Raw genomic sequence first — 17,101 nt, forward strand, 5'->3', positions numbered from 1 at the left:
AGGATCGTGCCAATCGCGGTCAGCGGCGGAAAACCGGGCTTTGCGCAGATTGCGAACCGTCCAATTCGCAAAATGCATCGCGCAAGTTTGCGTTTTGCAAAGTATTTCGCGTTATGCGACACTCGAACGGCGATTATGGGCCTTTTCGGGGGCATTTTCCGGCACGCGCTTTGCATAATGGGAGACGGACCCAATCACTGGAGATGTCTTGAATGAAGGGAATTATCTATTCGGAGCTGGTCGGCTTCCTCGATGAGAAGGGCGGACCGAGCTTTACCGAAGAGGTGCTTGCAGGTGCGGATTTGCCGCATGGCGGCGCGTTCTCGCGTGTGTCTCGTTACCCATGGGAACAGGCTGTGCAGGTCGTTGCCTCTGCCTCGAGGATCAGCGGGGCCGATGCAGGCGATCTGTGCGAGGAGTTTGGGCGGTTTCTCTTTGATCGATTCACGGTGCTCTACACCGATATCGTCGAGCGCTACCCGACCGCCGAAGGCATGCTCGCACATGTCGAGGACCATATCCACGAGGAGGTCCGTGTCCTCTATCCCGATGCCGAGCCGCCTCATGTCGCATCGAGAAAAGAAGGCGACGGTTTCGTTGTCGAATACTCCTCGCATCGCCCTTTTGCTCACATTGCATATGGCCTTGTGCAGGGGTGCATGAAGCATTTCGACGATCCTCGATCAATAAACTGGCTTGATCGCGATCCATCGGGCCAGACCGCCTTTTTCAGGATACAATGATGCCAACAGCCAAGGTCCTTATCGTCGAAGACAGCGCCTCGCTCGCGCTGGGCTATGCTGCCCAGTTGGAAGATGCAGGCCATGAAGTCAGTCTTTGCGAGACTTTGGCAGAAGCGCGCCGTTCGCTTTCTGGCGAGGCTTTCGACGTGGTGCTGCTCGACCTGCAATTGCCCGACGGCGATGGCCTGACTCTGTTTGATGCGCTTACTGGGAGCAAAGGCAATCCGGCTGTAATCGTCGTGACAGCCGACGGTTCGCTTAATCGCGCTATCGCCGCCATGCGGCTTGGCGCCTATGATTTTCTGGTCAAACCAGTGTCTGGCGTACGATTGCTGAGCACGGTCGGGAACGCTGCCGAACAGAGCAACAGCGCTGAGCGTTCATCCGGGCCTCGTGAAGTCTCTGCGCCGTCGCAAGAGGATACGTTTCACGGCTTTATCGGCCATTCTCCCGCCATGAAAACTGTGTTTCGCACGATCGAGAGCGTCGCGGATTCCAAAGCGACGGTCTTCGTGACGGGAGAGAGCGGCACAGGAAAAGAAGTGACGGCGGAGGCCATCCATTCAGCCAGCAAGCGCCGCAGCGGGCCGTTCGTAGCGATCAACTGCGGTGCGATCCCTGAAAACCTGCTCGAATCCGAACTCTTCGGCCATGTCAAAGGCGCCTTCACCGGGGCTGTCGAGAACCGGATCGGGGCGGCTAAGGCCGCCGATGGCGGGACGCTGTTCCTCGATGAGATTTGCGAGATGGATCTCAAGCTGCAGGTCAAGCTGCTGCGTTTCCTGCAGACCGGCATGATCCAGCGTGTCGGCAGTTCCGCTGCCGAACCGGTCAACGTTCGCATCGTGTGCGCAACCAACCGAAATCCCGAGCGCGAAGTCGCAGAGGGGCGCTTTCGCGAAGACCTTTACTATCGCCTCAATGTGATCCCCATCGCGCTTCCGGCTCTGCGCGAGCGCGGCGACGACATCTCCTTGATTGCACGAAAGCTGGCCGAGAGGATTGCCGCCGAGGAAGGCCGCGCAATCACCGGCTTCACCCCTGCAAGCGAGGTTTATCTTGCTCAGCACAGTTGGCCCGGCAATGTCCGAGAATTGCAGAACACGCTGCGGCGCGCGATCATCACCGGCTCTGGCGACAAACTCGATCTGGCGGGAATTGGCGCGCTCACACGGCGCCCGGTTGCACCAAGCGCACCGCCGCAATTCTCGACCGGCGAAGCGGCCACTCCCACCTTTCCAATTGCCGACGCGCAAAGTGCGATGACCGCAGACTTTTCCGGCATGACACTCGACCAGATCGAACGCCTCGCGATCGAGCAGGCAATCGCGCGCCATTCCGGCAACATCGTCAAAGCTGCGCGGGGACTGGGGGTCAGCCCGTCCACAATCTACAGAAAGCTTGAACGGTGGGGCGGATAAACGACCAGTGGAGAATGCTGGTGCCCATCTGGCATCGCGGAGGTCTACGTGCCGCGCTTTCGTCTCAGCTATCCAGGTGGGGGTATGGTGGGCCCGGCAGGATTCGAACCCGCGACCTAGCCGTTATGAGCGGCCAGCTCTAACCGCTGAGCTACAGGCCCCCCGGAACCATCAGCGCGTGCTGTGGCGTTAAGCAGCACGGGCACTACAGCCACATTTCGGCCAGTACAAGCGGATGGTTCACCTTTGTGTGGCGTTGATGATGTCGGCGACATTCGCAGTGCGCACGCCGCGCTTGCCGAGATAGGCGTAGACGTCGCTCAGCCACTCATACAGCCGCTCAACATCGCGCGTGCTGGCTGCATAAGGAGTATAGCCCGGCGCAAGTGTCGGGCTGTGAAATGACAGGACCAGGAGCGGCAAACCTTCATCCAGGGCCACATCGATGCCGCGCATCGCCTCTGCGCTGGTGACGCCTTCCGGAGTTAGAGCGATCCGTTCGAGAAGCTTCAACCGCGAGAAACCTGAAAAGAAGGTCGGGATATGGCGTTGCAATCGGTGGATGTGCTTACCCAGCATGCGCAGCGGGCCCCAATAGACACTCGTCACAGGCAGTTCGAGCAGTTCGCGCGCTTCATCCACCCAGTAGGGGGCCAGCGGGTGATTGGAGTAATCTGGGCCGTATTGGGCAGCGTAATCGAACAGTGAGCGCACCGATGTGTCGATGCGGATGCCATTGTCCTTGAGGATCTGCGCTGAATGCTGGCCAAGGCCATACCGACCGGCACGATAGATCAGGGGCGGCGTGCCGAATGCTTCCTCGATCCGGTCGCGCAGCGCCTTGAACTTGGCGGCTTCCAGCTCGGGCGGGAGGCTTCCGGCGTAAGAGTTTCGTGCACACACTTCCTCGTCGAAAGGCGGATTGACCCAAGGGTGAAGCTGCACGCCGACGTCAGCGACCCCTCGGTTTACTGCGTCGCCAATGATTTCAACAGCGCGCGGATCTGTCGCGATTGGCCAGTCGACCAGATAAACCGGATGAGCACCGATATCCTCGCAGAACGTCTGAAAGCGCGGAATGGCCTCGACATGACGCAGGCCGTGCTGGTCGCGGGTGAAGGGGCCTTCCCAATCAAACTCCTCTTCGGTGTCGACCGTTAGCAGTACCCGCTGACCGAAATCAGGCGCAAAGGAAGCCTTCGCCGATGCGAGCGGTGGCTCGATCATCGAAACGCCATGCGCTCCGGTATTAACGGGCGCTTGTGGTTGGGCTGCTGCCTGCATGGCCCATCGCTATAGCGACAATGTGTAAGCGGAGCCTTACCGGGAGCCTCGCTGGATACCGTTTCAATCTTGCGCGATGGGCAAGGTGAGAACGATGATTTCGTCCTCGCACACCAGATCGCCGCCGCCCGAGCGAGCTTCGGCCCTCGCGAGGCGCAGGGCAAACCCGGCGCCGAACAGCCCCGCATTGATTGCAGATCCAAGGGGCCGGGCGTCAGCTGCGAAGATATTCTCCTCGCTCAGAAGTTGCGCAGGCACTTCGCTGGTAAGCTTGGCAAAATCGCCGTCACGCTCAACCGATGCAGTGAGCATCTCTCCAGCTGCGCATCCACCTCCCAGCGTTGCCAGAAGGCGCCAGAGAAGCGCTTCTGCCTGCTCCGGATCGACGGCGGCCATCACGGCTTCACCGGTGCCATCGGGATCAATGGCGGCCAGCTCGATGCCCGACATGCGCGGCCCAAGAACCTGGGCGAGCTGACCCACGGTGCGCTGCGTGAGCGCGGTGAGATTGGCTACTCCGCTTTCAACTTCGATCACGCCGGTTTCCAACCGCGCAAGGCGGTCCAGTTCTTCAAATCCTGCAAGGATCCGGGCTGCGTCCGCCGCGATGGCGGCTGCGAGCGCGCGATATTCGTGCGGGGCGTTGCCAAACAATTGCTGCTGGATGACCTCGGCATAGCCCTGAACCGCGGTCACTGGTGTACGCAACTCGTGAAGAAGCTGGCGAATGCGGTCAGCCTCTCGCTGCGCTGCGGTTTGGGTAGGTTGTCCTGAACTAGCTGGACGACGGAAGCGCCCGACATAGCCTGCAAAGTTGCCACCTTCGGTAAAGCGCGGCTGCGCGTCGACCACCCATTCGCCGGCAATCCCCTCGGCCCCATCGAGGCTTAGGCTTGCGCCGCTGATCGGCTGCCTGCGGGCAACAGCACGCTCAAGCGGGGTCTGAACCGCCGCGCTTCCAAGACGGGCAGGGGCCACCAAACGTGAGCCAATCACCATGGGCGCGATTTCACCGTCTGCCCATTCGATCCGGCCCGCCGCGTCGCCTGCGAAGCCGAATGCGGCGATTTTGCGCGTCGAACCGCCAGCTTGTTCCCCCAGCGGGAGGCGCGGCATGAGCTGATCGTCGTCACCGCGCGGTTTGCCGCCGCGGTTGCGCTTGAAGGCGGCAATCCGCTCCACCAGGGCGGAGATTTCGCTGCGACCCTCGCTTTGAGGATCGCTTTCCAGTTCGTCTTCGCCCTCAGGCTCGAATTGCGGCGCCTTCTCCGGCTCTTCTATGAATTCATCTTCAAGTTCGAGCGGCTCAGGTTGAGGGGGCTCTGAAGGGACGATCAGGTCGCGCTCAACCTCGGCAAGAACACCGGTTTCGGGCGAGGGCAGGCCGCGGTCATAGACGCCCAGTTTCTCAAGCAGTTTCTCGGTCTTGGCTGGCAAGTCATTGCGCAGGCGCAGGAAACCGCGCGCGCGAACCGGGAGGCGCGGGATCAGCGCTGCCCAGTCATCATCGGACAACTGCGCCCGCGACAAAGCGGCCGACGCCACGTCGGGCTCCGCGTCCGCAAGATGTGCGGCCAGTTCCGGATTGCGAAAGCGCCAGCCCGGTTCGCGCACCATGCGCGCGCGGTCAGCTGACGGGATTGCCTCTGCCAGTGCATCCATCCTCAGCCACGCGGCGGCGGCAAGGCTTGGATCTCGCGAGACATTGGCTGCACCCATCCGCTCAGCGCCGAGTATATCGAGCAATTGCCGGTATTGCGTGCGCTTCGACCCATCGCTCTGCGCGCGCTGGCGTAGCACCGTCGCAAGGCGATCATCGAAAAACATCCAGGCTCCAAATCCATCAGCTGCACCGCTTGGCGGCAAGGAGCCGTTTGCGAATCCAAGCCAGTCACTTGGACGCAATTCGGCAATTAACTCCTAACATCATGAGCGATTTGTCGCAGGACCATCGCACACTGCGTTGCAAAGCGGGACAATTGCTGGCACACATAATAAAATTAGCTTTACCCAAGCAAAACCGTTCAAGTTCTTGCAAAAGGTTGTTGTAGGGTAAGGCAATCTGCTGCCCGTGAGCAACGGGATCTTTCTATTGTGCAGGCCTTCAGGGGGTTCTTGGTTTCGATGGCAAATCTGGATGAGATCGATAAGCGTCTGCTCAGCGAGCTTCAGGCTGAAGGGCGCGTGACCAATGTGGAGCTGGCGCAGCGCGTCGGTCTCACCGCGCCGCCTTGTCTTCGCCGTGTTCGCGGGCTTGAGGAAGACGGCGTCATCCGCGGCTATCACGCTGATCTCGACCCTTCGAAACTTGGCTTTGCGATCACCGTTTTCGCGATGGTGAGCCTGAAGAGCCAGGCCGAAAGCGCTCTGCGCGAATTTGAAGAGCACATGGCCGACCTTCCCGAAGTTCGCGAGTGTCACATGCTCAATGGCGAGATCGACTTCATTCTCAAGATCGTGAGCCAGGACCTTCAAAGCTTTCAGGAATTTCTGACCAGCAAGCTGACGCCTGCGCCCAACGTCGCGAGCGTGAAGACCTCGTTGACGATTCGCACCTCCAAGCACGAACCCGGCGTCCCGCTGTGAGCGATGCGGAGCGCCTCGCCGAGCCGCTCCAAGGTCACTGCCTTTGCGGCAGCGTCAAAATCACCCTGAATGCTGCCCACGCGGAAGTGGACGTATGTCACTGCGGCATGTGCCAGCGCTGGGGAGGCAGCATGTATGCCGGGATTGAGGCGGACGATTTCTCGCTCTCCGGTGAGGAGCACATCAGCACCTATCAATCGAGCGACTGGGCAGAGCGCGCCTTCTGCAAGAAATGCGGCAGCAATCTGTGGTACAAGTTCCTGCCCACGGGCAATCGCACGTTCCTTGCCGGATTGTTCAAACTGCCTTCGGGCCTGCCGATCAAGCACCAGATTTTCATCGAAGAGAAACCCGACTGGTTCGACATCGCGCAGGAGAGCCCGAAGAAAACGGGTGCAGAAATCATCGCTGAAGCCGAGGCTGCTGGTTTCAGTTTCGAATAGCTGCTTACCGCAGGGGTGACCCGGTCTGAGACGCGAGCATAGGAGGTTCGAGAATGCTGGATGAGCCTCCCGTGCCGGTGGTCATCGAACTGCCTTCACCTGCGAACACGGATGAGGGCCTGCCCACAACCACGCGCGAGGACGGCTCGCTGGTGATCGACCTTACTCCGCTTGCTCCGCCTCCGACCGAATGCCTCGACGAGATAGAGCCCGATCCGTTCAATCCGGAAATCATCGTGTGCCGTGAGACGGTGCTCTCGCCCCGAATTGGTCCGACTTACGGCCCGACCGCCGCCGAATTGACCGAAGGCAGCGCGATCCCACGCGCTCGCGTCCGGCTAAGCGAGGATGCGGAGGCCGAGGCCAATGTCATCAAGAAGGGCGTTGGCGGCTTTGATGCCGATGGCGCCGAAGTGCGCCTCAAGATCGACTTTTAGTGAAGTTTGAGCTTGGGCCGCACGATGCGGTTTACGCGGCCAATCACGATCAGCCCCATGCCCTTGAGCCAGCCGTGGATCGCGATGAGGTGCATCCGGTAGAGCGAGGTATAGATGAAGCGCGCTATACGCCCTTCAACCGCCATTGCTCCGCCAACGAGGTTGCCCATCAGGCTTCCCACGGTTGAAAAGCGGCTGAGCGAGATGAGCGATCCGTTGTCCTGATAGACGAAGCGCTTGAGCGGTCGCCCCTGTTCACGAAGCCGCAGGTTTTTGAATACGGTGTCCGCCATCTGGTGCGCAGCTTGCGCACGCGGAGGGATGGGCGGCGCGTCGCTGTCAGGCGAGTAGGAGGCGCAGTCGCCGATCGCGAAAATATCGGGATCGGTCACGGTCTGAAGCGTTTCAGTGACGACGATCTGGTTTCGCATCGTCGTGTCCAGCCCCAGCGTGCTCAGGAATTCTGCGCCTTTGACGCCCGCAGCCCAGACCATCAGGTCGGCCTCGATCGTTTCGCCGGTCTTGGTAATGAGCTGGCGGCGTTTGGCTTCGACCACTTGCACCCCCTCGCGCACCTCGACGCCGAGCGCTTTCAATTCCTTGCGTGCAGAGGTCGAAAGACGCTCGGGCAGGGCGGGAAGGATGCGAGGGCCGGCCTCCAGAATGGTGACGTCGAGGCGGCTTTCATCGAACACTTCGAGGCCATAGTGCTTGAGCGCGCCAGCCGCGTTGTAGAGCTCTGCGGCGAGTTCCACTCCCGTTGCGCCTGCTCCGACGATCGCAACCTTCACCCGCGAATCTGCACCCGGATTCTCGATCATCGCACGGCTCACGCGAAGGCAGTGGTTGAGCAGAAGCGTACGGAATCGATCCGCCTGCCGGCGGCTGTCGAGGTAAAGGCAATGCTCCGCTACCCCCGGTACGCCAAAGTCGTTCGAAACCGAACCGATGGCGAGCACCAGCATGTCATAGCGGATCGTATGCGCGCCGATGATCTCTTCATCATCGTCATCCATCACGGGCGCGAGACGGATGGTCTTGGCCTTGCGATCAATGCTTTCAAGGCGTCCCTGAAAGAAACGATAGCCCCAGCGCGCGCAATGTCCGCGATAGCCAACCTCGTCGAGATTGGCATCGAGAGATCCGGCGGCGACTTCGTGCAAAAGCGGTTTCCAGATGTGGGACAGGTTCTGGTCGACCAGAATGATGTCGTGGCGCTTGCGGCCATATTTCGCGCCAAGCTTGCGCACGAGTTCTAGCCCGCCTGCGCCGCCGCCGACGATGACAATCTGAGTTTTGCGCTTTGCTTCCGGAATGGCGATGGGATGCCGCTCGGAATCGCTGCGGGATATGACGTCTTGCTTCAAGAGAGGCCCTTCGACAGTGCGTGGCCCCCGATCCCGCTGGGGCGATTTCGTCATCTTATAGCACCAATTGTGGCCGGTTTACCAAGCCCCCAGAGGCAGAAAGCCGCCTATTTCCTGAAAACACCGCCAGATCGGACCGAGCCTAGGTGGTTCCACGGAGGCAAGTAGCGCCCACTTCGGGCTAGAAGGGCCCCTGGCGATGGGTGCGTCGCACTGCGAAAGCGAGGGTGAGGCGTGTTCGAATACGATCAATATATGCCCCATGGCATGTGCCTTTTGTGGGAGCCTTGGCTGGTCATCCTGTGGGCCGGCAGCGATCTCATGATCTTCGTCGCCTACATGGCGATACCGCTTGCGCTGGTCATGGTCATGCGCCGAAGAGACGACCTTCGGCACCGAGCGCTGGTGGCGCTTTTTGCTGCCTTCATCCTACTTTGCGGCATCACTCATTTCATGGGGATCGTGACGCTTTGGTACCCGATCTATCCCTTCACCGGCGCGGTGAAGCTCGCAACGGGCATAGTCTCGCTCGCCACCGCATTCGTGCTGTTCAGGCTCATCCCGGTGTTCCTGCGAATACCCACCCCGGATACGCACGAAGAGGTCATCGGAAAGCTGGAAGTGACGCTTGCCGACCTGTCACGCTCGCGCGATGAGCTTGAGAGCCGAGTCAGGCAGCGGACGGAAGAACTCAACGATGCGAACACCCGGTTGGCTCTGACCGCGCGCGATGCGGTCCAGCGGAGCCGCAACCTTATTCAGGTGGTCTCATCGCTTACGCGGCCGGGCGTCGAAATCAGCCAGTATCCGGAACGATTCCTGCGCGAATTGCGAGGCCGCATCAATGCGCTCGCCATAGCGACTTCGACCGTGATGGAGCAGGACGATACCGCACGCGCAAGCCTTGAAAGAGTGATCCGGAGACAGATCGAACCGCTCTTCAATTCGCCTGCGCAACAGTTGAGCACAGACGGGCCGGTTGTCGAAGTCGGTGCGCAGGGCGCTCAGCAATTGAGCCTTATCGCTTGGGAGCTTGCCTCGCGCTTTGTCCAGATCGGACGGGCGGATCAAGCTCGCGGGCACATCGCGGTCAGTTGGACGGTTGATGGGTCAGATGCGGATGACGAGGAGGCCAGCCTGATTCTGGAATGGCGAGAGAGCTTCGGATCAACCTCCGAAGAAAGCGACTTCGACAGCGTTTCAGATGAGCCGCCTGCGGGCACACCACTGCCGCTCGACGAGTTCAGCGAGACGCTTTTGACGCGCATTGTGCCGCGTCTGCTCGGCGGCAAGGGCCGGTTTGAAATCGCGCCTGCGGCCTTTCTCTATCGCCTGACTTGTCCGATCAGCGCGATAACTGCGCGCAATGGAGCGGTCGAGACAGTGATCGAAGCGTCAGACGACGAAACGAATGGCCATGCGAGTGAGGTCACTTGACCTCGTCCCAGTGGCGCAAAGCGATCAATCGTTCGCTTCAAGCCGTCCGAAAAAGCCAATGACTTTCACGATCTTTCCCGCATCGTTGACCTCGGTCATATCGAAGCCGTCCATCAGCCGCTTGTCGCCCATCTCGATCTTCCAGTGATAGCGGCAGAAATTGTTCTGCATCTCGATCTCGCTGTTGTGCGAATATGCCGCTCCCGGGATCTGTTTCTGCGTCTGATGAACCATCTCGATAAACGCCTTGCGCCCGACGATGTTGTGGTTCGGGTCGGCAAAATGGACATTGTATTCAAGCGCTTCTTCGGTCAGCCGCTCGATTTCTGCCGCATCGGTGGTGTTCCAGATCGCCATCATCTTGTGAAGGCTGTCCATATAGTCGCTCATAGAATTGTCCCTTATGCGTAGGATGCGTCGAGGCCTGGTGCGTGCTCTGCGATCCAGCCCAGCGCGTTTTTCACATCTGCCTCGGCCAGATCGTACCAGTCGTTCATCGCCGTGATCTGATCGCCTGAAAACTGCCACAGGCTGTGCGCGGAGAAATGCAGCAGCGGTTTGTCGCCCAGCCTATAAATACCCATCGCACGCGCCGTGATCGTGCCGGGTTCGAAGTGGCGCAGCCCCACTGGGAACCACTGACGCTCGTCAAAGTGGTGATCGAAGTTCGCGATCGACTTTCGGAAACCCGATATCACGGCATCGCGGCCTTCGAGGCGGCAGGCGAAGGGAACACCTGTCACTGTATAGGTGACCTGCGGCGCGAGGAACGGCTCCAGCTTATCCCAGTTGTCGGTTTCGACCGCTTCATCGAAGGCGTCGATCCATGCCTGCCAACGCTCCATCATCGTCTCTTCTCCCGTTGCTGACGGCAGAAATGCATTCAAGAGATAATGGACTCAATTACCTTTGGGTTATAATCGGTGGGGTATGGAGTTTGGGAACATCCTCGCCCGTTTGCGCCGTGACCGGGGTTGGTCGCAGGAAGAGCTTGCGATGCGGGCCGACCTTTCACAGCGTCACATCTCCTTTCTGGAGACCGGCCGGTCAAAGCCGGGTCAGTCCGCCTTGGCAAAGCTGGCGAAGGCGATGGCGCTACGGGCATGGGAGCAAAGGGCGCTGTTCAGGCCGCTTGCCGGCGGCAGGACCGAGCTAAGTGCGCCTGAACATACGGCGTCGCTTCCCCAGGGTTTTTTTGAGCGCCTGTCGCCATGGCCCGCCTGCACTTTCGAGCCGGACGGCACTCTGGTGCAGAGCAATGCGGCGCTTGATACGCTGCTTACCTATGCTGGCGGGGGAGAGGATCTGTGGCAAGCGACCGCAGCGGACGGAAAGGCCAACATGTACGATCTGGTCTTCCACCCTGACGGACTGATCCGCTGGATGGAAAACCCTGAAGAGGTCATCCCCGAAACGCTCAGACGATTGCGGATAGAGGCATCGCATTTCCCCTCGCTCAGCGCCACGATTGCCCGGTTTGAAAGCTATCCGGCGGTTGCCAAGTGGACGGCGCGACTGAGCGATCCGCCAAGCGTCCTTGAGGAGCGCTACACGTTACGAGGCGAGACCCTGCGCGTTATCTCGGTGCTGTCCTCGATCGCGTCGCCGGGCGAATTTGGCCTCGCGGCCTTGCGGATCGAGGCTTTCGTGCCAGCCGACGATCAGAGCGCAGCCCTGATCAGCTCGATCGCTCCGCCAGCCACTCTTCCAGCCACTTGATCGAATAATCGCCATTGAGGACATCGTCCTGCCGCAGCAATTCCTGATGAAGCGGGATGTTGGTTTTCACCCCCTCGACCACCATTTCCTCAAGCGCGCGGCGAAGGCGCATGATGCACCCTTCGCGATTGCGCCCATAGACGATCAGCTTGGCTATCATGGAATCGTAGTAGGGCGGGATCGAATAACCTGCGTACAGGCCTGAATCGACGCGCACATGCATGCCGCCTGCCGGGTGGTAGTAAGTGACCTTGCCGGGCGAGGGCGCGAAGGTGAACGGGTCCTCGGCATTAATGCGGCATTCGATTGCGTGGCCGGTGAAACGCAGGTCTTCCTGCGCCACCGAAAGCGGCTTGCCAGCCGCGATGCGGATCTGTTCGCGCACCAGGTCGACCCCGGTGATCGCTTCGGTGACGGGGTGTTCGACCTGCAGACGGGTGTTCATTTCGATGAAGTAGAACTCGCCGTTCTCCCACAGGAATTCGATCGTCCCTGCACCGCGATAGCCCATGTCGCGCATCGCCTTGGAGCAGACCTCGCCCATCGCCGCGCGTTCATCGTCGCTGATGACGGGGGAGGGCGCTTCTTCGAGCACTTTCTGGTGGCGACGCTGGAGCGAGCAATCGCGCTCGCCCAGATGGATCGCATTTCCGTTGCCGTCGCCGAAGACCTGGAATTCGATGTGGCGCGGGTTGCCGAGATACTTCTCGATATAGACCGTCGCATCGCCGAACGCGGCCTTTGCCTCGCTGCCGGCCTGCTTCATCAGCGTCTCGAGCTTGTCCTCGCTCTCGCACACCTTCATGCCGCGGCCACCGCCACCGGAGGCGGCCTTGATGATCACGGGATAGCCGATTTCGGCTGCAATTTTCTTGGCTTCCTCGGGATCGGAGACCGCTCCGTCGGAGCCTGGGACCAGCGGAAGGCCAAGTTCGCCAGCGGTCTTCTTCGCCTGCACCTTGTCGCCCATCGTGCGGATGTGCTCAGGCTTGGGCCCGATCCACGCGATGTCGTGCGCTTCGACGATCTCGGCGAACTTGGCGTTCTCCGAGAGGAAGCCGTAGCCCGGATGGATCGCGTCGCAGCCTGCGACTTCCGCAGCCGAGATGATGTTGGCGTGGTTAAGATAGCTTTCCGACGCTGCGGGCGGGCCGATGCAGACTGCATGGTCTGCCAGCCGCACATGCATCGCGTCTGAATCGGCGGTCGAGTGCACCGCGACTGTCTCGATCCCCATTTCGTGCGCCGCGCGGTGGATGCGCAGCGCAATTTCGCCGCGATTGGCGATCAGTATGCGAGTAATGGCCACGTCTGCTTACCCGATTACAACAAGCGGCTGGTCAAATTCGACCGGCTGGGCGTTGGCGACAAGGATCGCCTTGATCGTGCCCGACTTGTCGGCGGTGATGGGGTTCATGACCTTCATCGCCTCGACGATGAGCAGCGTGTCGCCTTCCTTCACGCTGTCGCCGACGTTGACGAAATCAGCGGCTCCCGGCTCGGGAGCGAGATAGACAGTGCCTACCATCGGTGACTTGAGCGCATCGGCATGTGCGTCAGCGGCGGGCGCTTCAGGTGCCGGTGCGGCTGCAGGAGCCGCCGCCGGAGCGGGAGCAGGGGCTGCTGGCGCGCCGCCGACGAGGTTGCCAAAGGCTGCGATTTGCGCCGGCGTGAGGTTCGCACCGCCGCCTCCACCGCCAGGAAAGTTGCGTGCGACGCGGATCTTACGATCATCATCTTCGACTTCAATTTCGGTAAGGCCGGTCTCGTTGAGCATTTCTGCAAGCTCGCGAACGAGAGCGGTGTCGACATTCATGCCGGATTTCTTCTCAGCCATGCGTTCCCCTAATATGGCCCCATGTTTCCATGGCGTGGTTGGTTGCGGGTGTGACTATTGACGCGAATTGCGGCTGGCAAGTGGCAAAGCACGCAAAATTCGCAAGTGCGCCTGCGAGATCAGACTTCGCCCGACGCTACGGCTTCCAATGCGATGCGGTAGGAATCGGGGCCGTGCCCTTCTACCGTTTTGGCCGCTGCCATGCCGATATAGGAGACATGGCGAAACTCTTCTCGCGTTTTTGGATCACTTAGATGCACTTCGATAACCGGAGTGGTTATCGCTTTGGCGGCGTCGAGCAGGGCGATCGAGGTGTGCGTGTAAGCGCCCGCGTTGATCAGAACCGCGCGTGCGCCCTGCGCCTGCGCCTCGTGGAGCCAGTCGACCAGCATGCCTTCGTGATTGGTCTGCCGCATGTCGATGGTGAGCCCGAGCTCGAGCGCGCGATCCTCTAGCATTCCTGCAATCTCATCGAGCGTGGTGGAGCCGTAGATTTCAGGCTCTCGCAGGCCGAGCAGGTTGAGGTTCGGCCCGTTGAGGACGAAGACTGTGTTCGAGGTTTCGCTCATGTGATCGGGTTAGCCGGGTTGGCGGCGCTAAGAAAGCAAGAAGGGCCACGATGCGCACATCGCGGCCCTTCGAATTGGTGTGGTATCAAAACTCAGATCAGGGGAAATTCTGCGAAACGGTCGCGACGTTTCCGGTCCCGATCTGCGAGGTCGAGGAGAAATCGCCCGTGCCGCCCTGATTGGTGGTCGCCATGTTGGACGTCCCGTTCTGGGTGATCACGCTGATATTGAACGTGCCGTCCTGGTTGAGGATCGACATGTTGCTCGTGCCCGACTGCGTCATGGTCGACGTGCCGTTGTCGCCATCTTGGTTGACGTCGGCGGTGTTAAGGTCGCCGCCCAGGTTCTGCGTGACCGTCGAGGTGTTCATGAAGCCGATCTGGTCGACAAACACGTCGCTGTTGTTGCTCGACGCGGTAACGGTTGATGTGTTCATCGCACCGGCCTGACGGATGGTGACGTCGATATTGGTCGGCACAGGATTTGCACCGACCGTGTCATCGCCAATCAGTGTCGTGCTTCGGTTGAAATCACCCAATTCCTGTACCAGCGTGTGCCTCGTATCGCTCGAGAGCTGATCAGCCACTGCCGTGTTGTCGTTGCTCGACTGGGTGATCATGCTGGTGTTGAAGTCGTCGTTCGGGCCAGACGCGTCGGTTCCCTGCTGAACTTCTGCGGTGTTCCGGCTGCCCGATTGAACGATGGTGCTGAACTGATCGTCGGAAACATCACCCTGAACAACCGTGGCCTCGTTATTGTTGCCCGACTGGGTGATGGTGCTTTCGCTGTCTTCCGAACCCTGATCGGTGTCGGCGACGTTATCGTTCCCGCTCTGAGTGTGGGTGATGATCGAATCGTCGTCGTCTTGAAAGGCTTCTGACTCGTTCTCGTTCCCGCTTTGGGTAATCAGGATGCGGCCGCGGTCGGTGTTGTCGTCCTGATCGACAAAGCTTTCATTGCCCATGCCGGTCTGATCGACATCGACGTCGCCTTCCTCACCATCCTGAATGATTTCCGAACTGTTACCAGCCATCGTCTGCTGCACATCGGCATCGTTCAGGCGTTGCGACTGGAAGATGTCGGAGAAGTTGTCATCGCCGGTCTGCCGGACAGTCGCGGTCTGCGTGTTCTGTTCCTGCTCGATGAAGGACTGAACATTTACGCCCGCAGTCTGCGTTACCTCAGCAGTCTGGTTCTGGTCGCGCTGGATGACGAGGCTGACCGCATCGGTCGTGCCGATATCTTGGATGACGTCAATGTCGCCGTTCGTGCCGCTCTGGTTGATGAAATTGCCGGTCCCCGAACCAAAGCCCTGACCAAGGCCGCGCTGTGTCACGTCAGCCTGGTTGCTGGTTCCACCGCCTGCATTGGTCTGGAATACTTCGGAATTCATGCCGTCGCTGTCGCCGGTCTGGGTGACATTGAGAATGTTGTCGCCGGTCTGCGTCCCTTCGGAATAACCGTTCGAGCCTTCCTGCAGAATGGTCGCTTCATTCGCGATGCCATCGACGCCGGTAGGCGTGCCGTCCTGCGTCAGAACCGATTCGTTGGTGTCGCCGGTCTGGGTCACATCGGCATCGCTGCCGGTGCCTGACTGGGTGACGGTGCTGATGTTGTCCTGTGCCAGCGCTATGCCTGGCATTGAAAGTGCGATCGCCGAGACTCCGGCAAATACCGTTCTTTTCATGTCGACTCCCCGTTTTTTATCTTTTGCCGCTTTGGTTCCAGTCTCGTTCTACGAGCGAACCGTGCGACATGAGGCGCACAGTTTATAAACCTTTAATGCGCTGAAGCAAAGGGGGGGGTGGGCTGCACGGCCAGTTGAAGGAATGCCGACGCCACGGGATCAGGGCGCGCGACCACTACCGATCCACACCCTTCACTTTCCCCCATTGGCGCGCGGCGGTGTAGCCGAGGTAGCCGGTACCGAAGAGCGCGTAGAGCGGTTCGGGTAGTCCCGCGAGGTAAGCGTTCATCCCGCCCGCAATATCACGCGCCGCACCCGGATTGAAGGCGCTCAGCAGCCCCATCGGAAGGGCGGTCAGGATCAGGACGTACATCACATAGAGAAAGCTTGGGCGCGCGCGGCTGGTCCAAGGGTCTTTCGATTGCGCCTCTGCGACGATCGCTGCGAGGCGCGCCTCGATCATGGCGAGATCCTGCGTGCCTTCGAGCCGGATCAATTCAAGCTGGGCTTTCGCCCGGGCTTCCTTGTCGGGAATGATCTTGTCGAGCAGGGAAGTGATCGGACCGATGAGGGTTTCGAGAATGGCCATTGCAGCGCTCCTGTTGGGAATCGAGCGAGCGTACTAACCAAATGGGTTCATGTAGGAGAGTTAAAAATTTTAATTGGTTCGATAATCGAGTCTATTCGCCCGCTTCGGCAAGCAGCCTTTCCGCCAGGGCGAGGTGCGGACGGTCGATCATCGCACCGTCGAGTTGCAGCGCGCCCGCTCCGGGATTGTCAGCGAAGGCCTGTACCACGGCACGGGCGTGCGCGATCTCATCCGCGCTCGGCGTGAAGGCCGCGTTGATCGGCGCGACCTGTGCCGGATGGATGGCGAGCATTCCGCGAAAGCCTTGCGCACGAACCCGGCGGGCGCGGGTTTCCAGCTTTTCGAGATCGCGAAACTCCGGCTGTACGGTCTCGATCGGAGCGACGCCTGCCTTGACCGCGCCGAGTAGGCAAAGGCTACGCGCCATCTCGTAAACGTGAGCGTATTCGCCGTCAGGCCCGCGTTGCTCGCTGGCGCCGAGTTCGCTCGACAGGTCCTCAGCGCCCCAGCTCATTGCAGCGAGGCGCGGGGTGTTGTCATAGGTCCCGGTGGTGAACATCGCAGCGGCTGTCTCGGTAACGAGCGCTGCGACCCTGATGGAGCCGGGGGCAAGCCCTGCCGAAACCTCGCGCGGTGTGATGAGCGCGTCGAGCGCCTCGACATGATGACCGCCTTCGGCCTTGGGCAGAAACAATCCTCCGGGGCCTGCTGCCACTACCGCATCGAGATCATCCTCGGTCCATCCGCCCGAGAGCGGATTGACCCGAACCCAAACGCGCGATGTGTCGGGCGCATTTGCAATCGCGTCTGCAACCATCTTGCGCGCCTCGGCCTTGCGGTCCGGGACTACCGAATCCTCAAGGTCAATGAGCGCAATGTCGGCGTCGCTCGCGATGGCTTTTGCCATCTTCTTCTCGCTGTCGCCGGGAGCAAACAGCCAGCTGCGCACCTTGGGCAGGGGTGGGGTCGTCATCTGTAGCGT

18 protein-coding genes and 1 tRNA gene are annotated in these 17,101 nt (G+C 60.3%); 7 read left to right on the forward strand and 12 right to left on the reverse strand.

Features of this window, described 5'->3' with window-relative positions; all coding sequences use genetic code 11:
* Window positions 1-212 precede the first annotated feature (212 nt).
* Entirely contained in the window at window positions 213-743 is a 531-nt protein-coding gene (locus tag NAP1_RS02410) for a heme NO-binding domain-containing protein (protein WP_007163625.1), read from the forward strand.
* The gene (locus NAP1_RS02415) at window positions 743-2,164 is read left to right on the forward strand and encodes a sigma-54 dependent transcriptional regulator (RefSeq protein ID WP_199796960.1); all 1,422 of its coding nucleotides are present in this window, start codon (window positions 743-745) and stop codon (window positions 2,162-2,164) included. The genes NAP1_RS02410 and NAP1_RS02415 overlap by 1 nt, the downstream gene beginning before the upstream one ends.
* Window positions 2,165-2,249: 85 nt before the next feature.
* On the opposite strand, the gene NAP1_RS02420 is transcribed toward NAP1_RS02415, so the two are convergent.
* The 3 genes from NAP1_RS02420 to NAP1_RS02430 form a co-directional block, all read right to left on the reverse strand.
* Window positions 2,250-2,325 (reverse strand) — tRNA-Ile (locus NAP1_RS02420).
* Window positions 2,326-2,404: 79 nt separating this feature from the next.
* The gene (locus NAP1_RS02425; protein ID WP_007163627.1) at window positions 2,405-3,391 is read right to left on the reverse strand and encodes a polysaccharide deacetylase family protein; all 987 of its coding nucleotides are present in this window, start codon (window positions 3,389-3,391) and stop codon (window positions 2,405-2,407) included.
* Between the two features lie 120 nt (window positions 3,392-3,511).
* On the reverse strand, window positions 3,512-5,275 hold the full coding sequence (locus NAP1_RS02430; RefSeq protein WP_007163628.1) for a histidine kinase dimerization/phospho-acceptor domain-containing protein: 1,764 nt from the start codon (window positions 5,273-5,275) through the stop codon (window positions 3,512-3,514).
* 297 nt (window positions 5,276-5,572) lie between these two features.
* Between NAP1_RS02430 and NAP1_RS02435 the strand changes: the two genes are divergently transcribed.
* From NAP1_RS02435 to NAP1_RS02445, 3 genes are all read left to right on the forward strand, one after another.
* Window positions 5,573-6,034, forward strand: coding sequence for an Lrp/AsnC family transcriptional regulator (locus tag NAP1_RS02435; RefSeq protein WP_007163629.1), 462 nt, complete (start codon window positions 5,573-5,575; stop codon window positions 6,032-6,034).
* Between the two features lie 86 nt (window positions 6,035-6,120).
* Window positions 6,121-6,477, forward strand: a complete 357-nt coding sequence (locus NAP1_RS02440) for a GFA family protein (protein WP_256364608.1) — start codon at window positions 6,121-6,123, stop codon at window positions 6,475-6,477.
* A 53-nt stretch (window positions 6,478-6,530) separates the two neighbouring features.
* Complete coding sequence (locus NAP1_RS02445; protein WP_007163632.1) at window positions 6,531-6,914, forward strand: hypothetical protein; 384 nt, start codon at window positions 6,531-6,533, stop codon at window positions 6,912-6,914.
* Here NAP1_RS02445 and NAP1_RS02450 read toward each other — a convergent pair.
* Window positions 6,911-8,230, reverse strand: a complete 1,320-nt coding sequence (locus tag NAP1_RS02450; RefSeq protein WP_040464663.1) for an NAD(P)/FAD-dependent oxidoreductase — start codon at window positions 8,228-8,230, stop codon at window positions 6,911-6,913. The genes NAP1_RS02445 and NAP1_RS02450 overlap by 4 nt on opposite strands.
* Window positions 8,231-8,515: 285 nt before the next feature.
* Here NAP1_RS02450 and NAP1_RS15795 point away from each other — a divergent pair, with 285 nt between their 5' ends.
* A complete protein-coding gene (locus NAP1_RS15795; protein ID WP_007163634.1) occupies window positions 8,516-9,718 on the forward strand; it encodes a sensor histidine kinase in 1,203 nt (400 codons plus the stop codon).
* A gap of 24 nt (window positions 9,719-9,742) precedes the next feature.
* Here NAP1_RS15795 and NAP1_RS02460 read toward each other — a convergent pair whose 3' ends face one another.
* Window positions 9,743-10,108: a nuclear transport factor 2 family protein gene (locus NAP1_RS02460; protein WP_007163635.1), complete on the reverse strand. Its 366-nt coding sequence runs from the start codon at window positions 10,106-10,108 to the stop codon at window positions 9,743-9,745.
* 11 nt (window positions 10,109-10,119) lie between these two features.
* Window positions 10,120-10,566 carry a nuclear transport factor 2 family protein gene (locus NAP1_RS02465; protein ID WP_007163636.1) on the reverse strand — a complete coding sequence of 149 codons (447 nt, stop codon included), beginning with the start codon at window positions 10,564-10,566 and terminating at the stop codon, window positions 10,120-10,122.
* Between the two features lie 82 nt (window positions 10,567-10,648).
* On the opposite strand from NAP1_RS02465, the gene NAP1_RS02470 reads away from it, so the two are divergent.
* Window positions 10,649-11,437: a helix-turn-helix domain-containing protein gene (locus NAP1_RS02470; RefSeq protein WP_007163637.1), complete on the forward strand. Its 789-nt coding sequence runs from the start codon at window positions 10,649-10,651 to the stop codon at window positions 11,435-11,437.
* On the opposite strand, the gene accC is transcribed toward NAP1_RS02470, so the two are convergent.
* From accC to NAP1_RS02500, 6 genes are all read right to left on the reverse strand, one after another.
* Window positions 11,397-12,746 carry an acetyl-CoA carboxylase biotin carboxylase subunit gene (accC, locus tag NAP1_RS02475; protein WP_007163638.1) on the reverse strand — a complete coding sequence of 450 codons (1,350 nt, stop codon included), beginning with the start codon at window positions 12,744-12,746 and terminating at the stop codon, window positions 11,397-11,399. The two genes, NAP1_RS02470 and accC, sit on opposite strands and share 41 nt — an antisense overlap.
* Before the next feature lie 6 nt (window positions 12,747-12,752).
* Window positions 12,753-13,274, reverse strand: coding sequence for an acetyl-CoA carboxylase biotin carboxyl carrier protein (accB, locus tag NAP1_RS02480; protein ID WP_007163639.1), 522 nt, complete (start codon window positions 13,272-13,274; stop codon window positions 12,753-12,755).
* Window positions 13,275-13,393: 119 nt separating this feature from the next.
* Window positions 13,394-13,843 (reverse strand): type II 3-dehydroquinate dehydratase, encoded by a 450-nt coding sequence (locus NAP1_RS02485; RefSeq protein ID WP_007163640.1) that lies wholly within the window; start codon window positions 13,841-13,843, stop codon window positions 13,394-13,396.
* 97 nt (window positions 13,844-13,940) lie between these two features.
* Window positions 13,941-15,530 carry a hypothetical protein gene (locus tag NAP1_RS02490; protein WP_007163641.1) on the reverse strand — a complete coding sequence of 530 codons (1,590 nt, stop codon included), beginning with the start codon at window positions 15,528-15,530 and terminating at the stop codon, window positions 13,941-13,943.
* Window positions 15,531-15,705: 175 nt separating this feature from the next.
* Window positions 15,706-16,119, reverse strand: a complete 414-nt coding sequence (locus NAP1_RS02495; protein ID WP_007163642.1) for a holin family protein — start codon at window positions 16,117-16,119, stop codon at window positions 15,706-15,708.
* A 91-nt stretch (window positions 16,120-16,210) separates the two neighbouring features.
* Entirely contained in the window at window positions 16,211-17,092 is an 882-nt protein-coding gene (locus tag NAP1_RS02500) for a CoA ester lyase (RefSeq protein ID WP_007163643.1), read from the reverse strand.
* Window positions 17,093-17,101 lie beyond the last annotated feature (9 nt).

Source organism: Erythrobacter sp. NAP1, assembly GCF_000152865.1.
In the GTDB taxonomy this organism is placed as follows: domain Bacteria; phylum Pseudomonadota; class Alphaproteobacteria; order Sphingomonadales; family Sphingomonadaceae; genus Erythrobacter.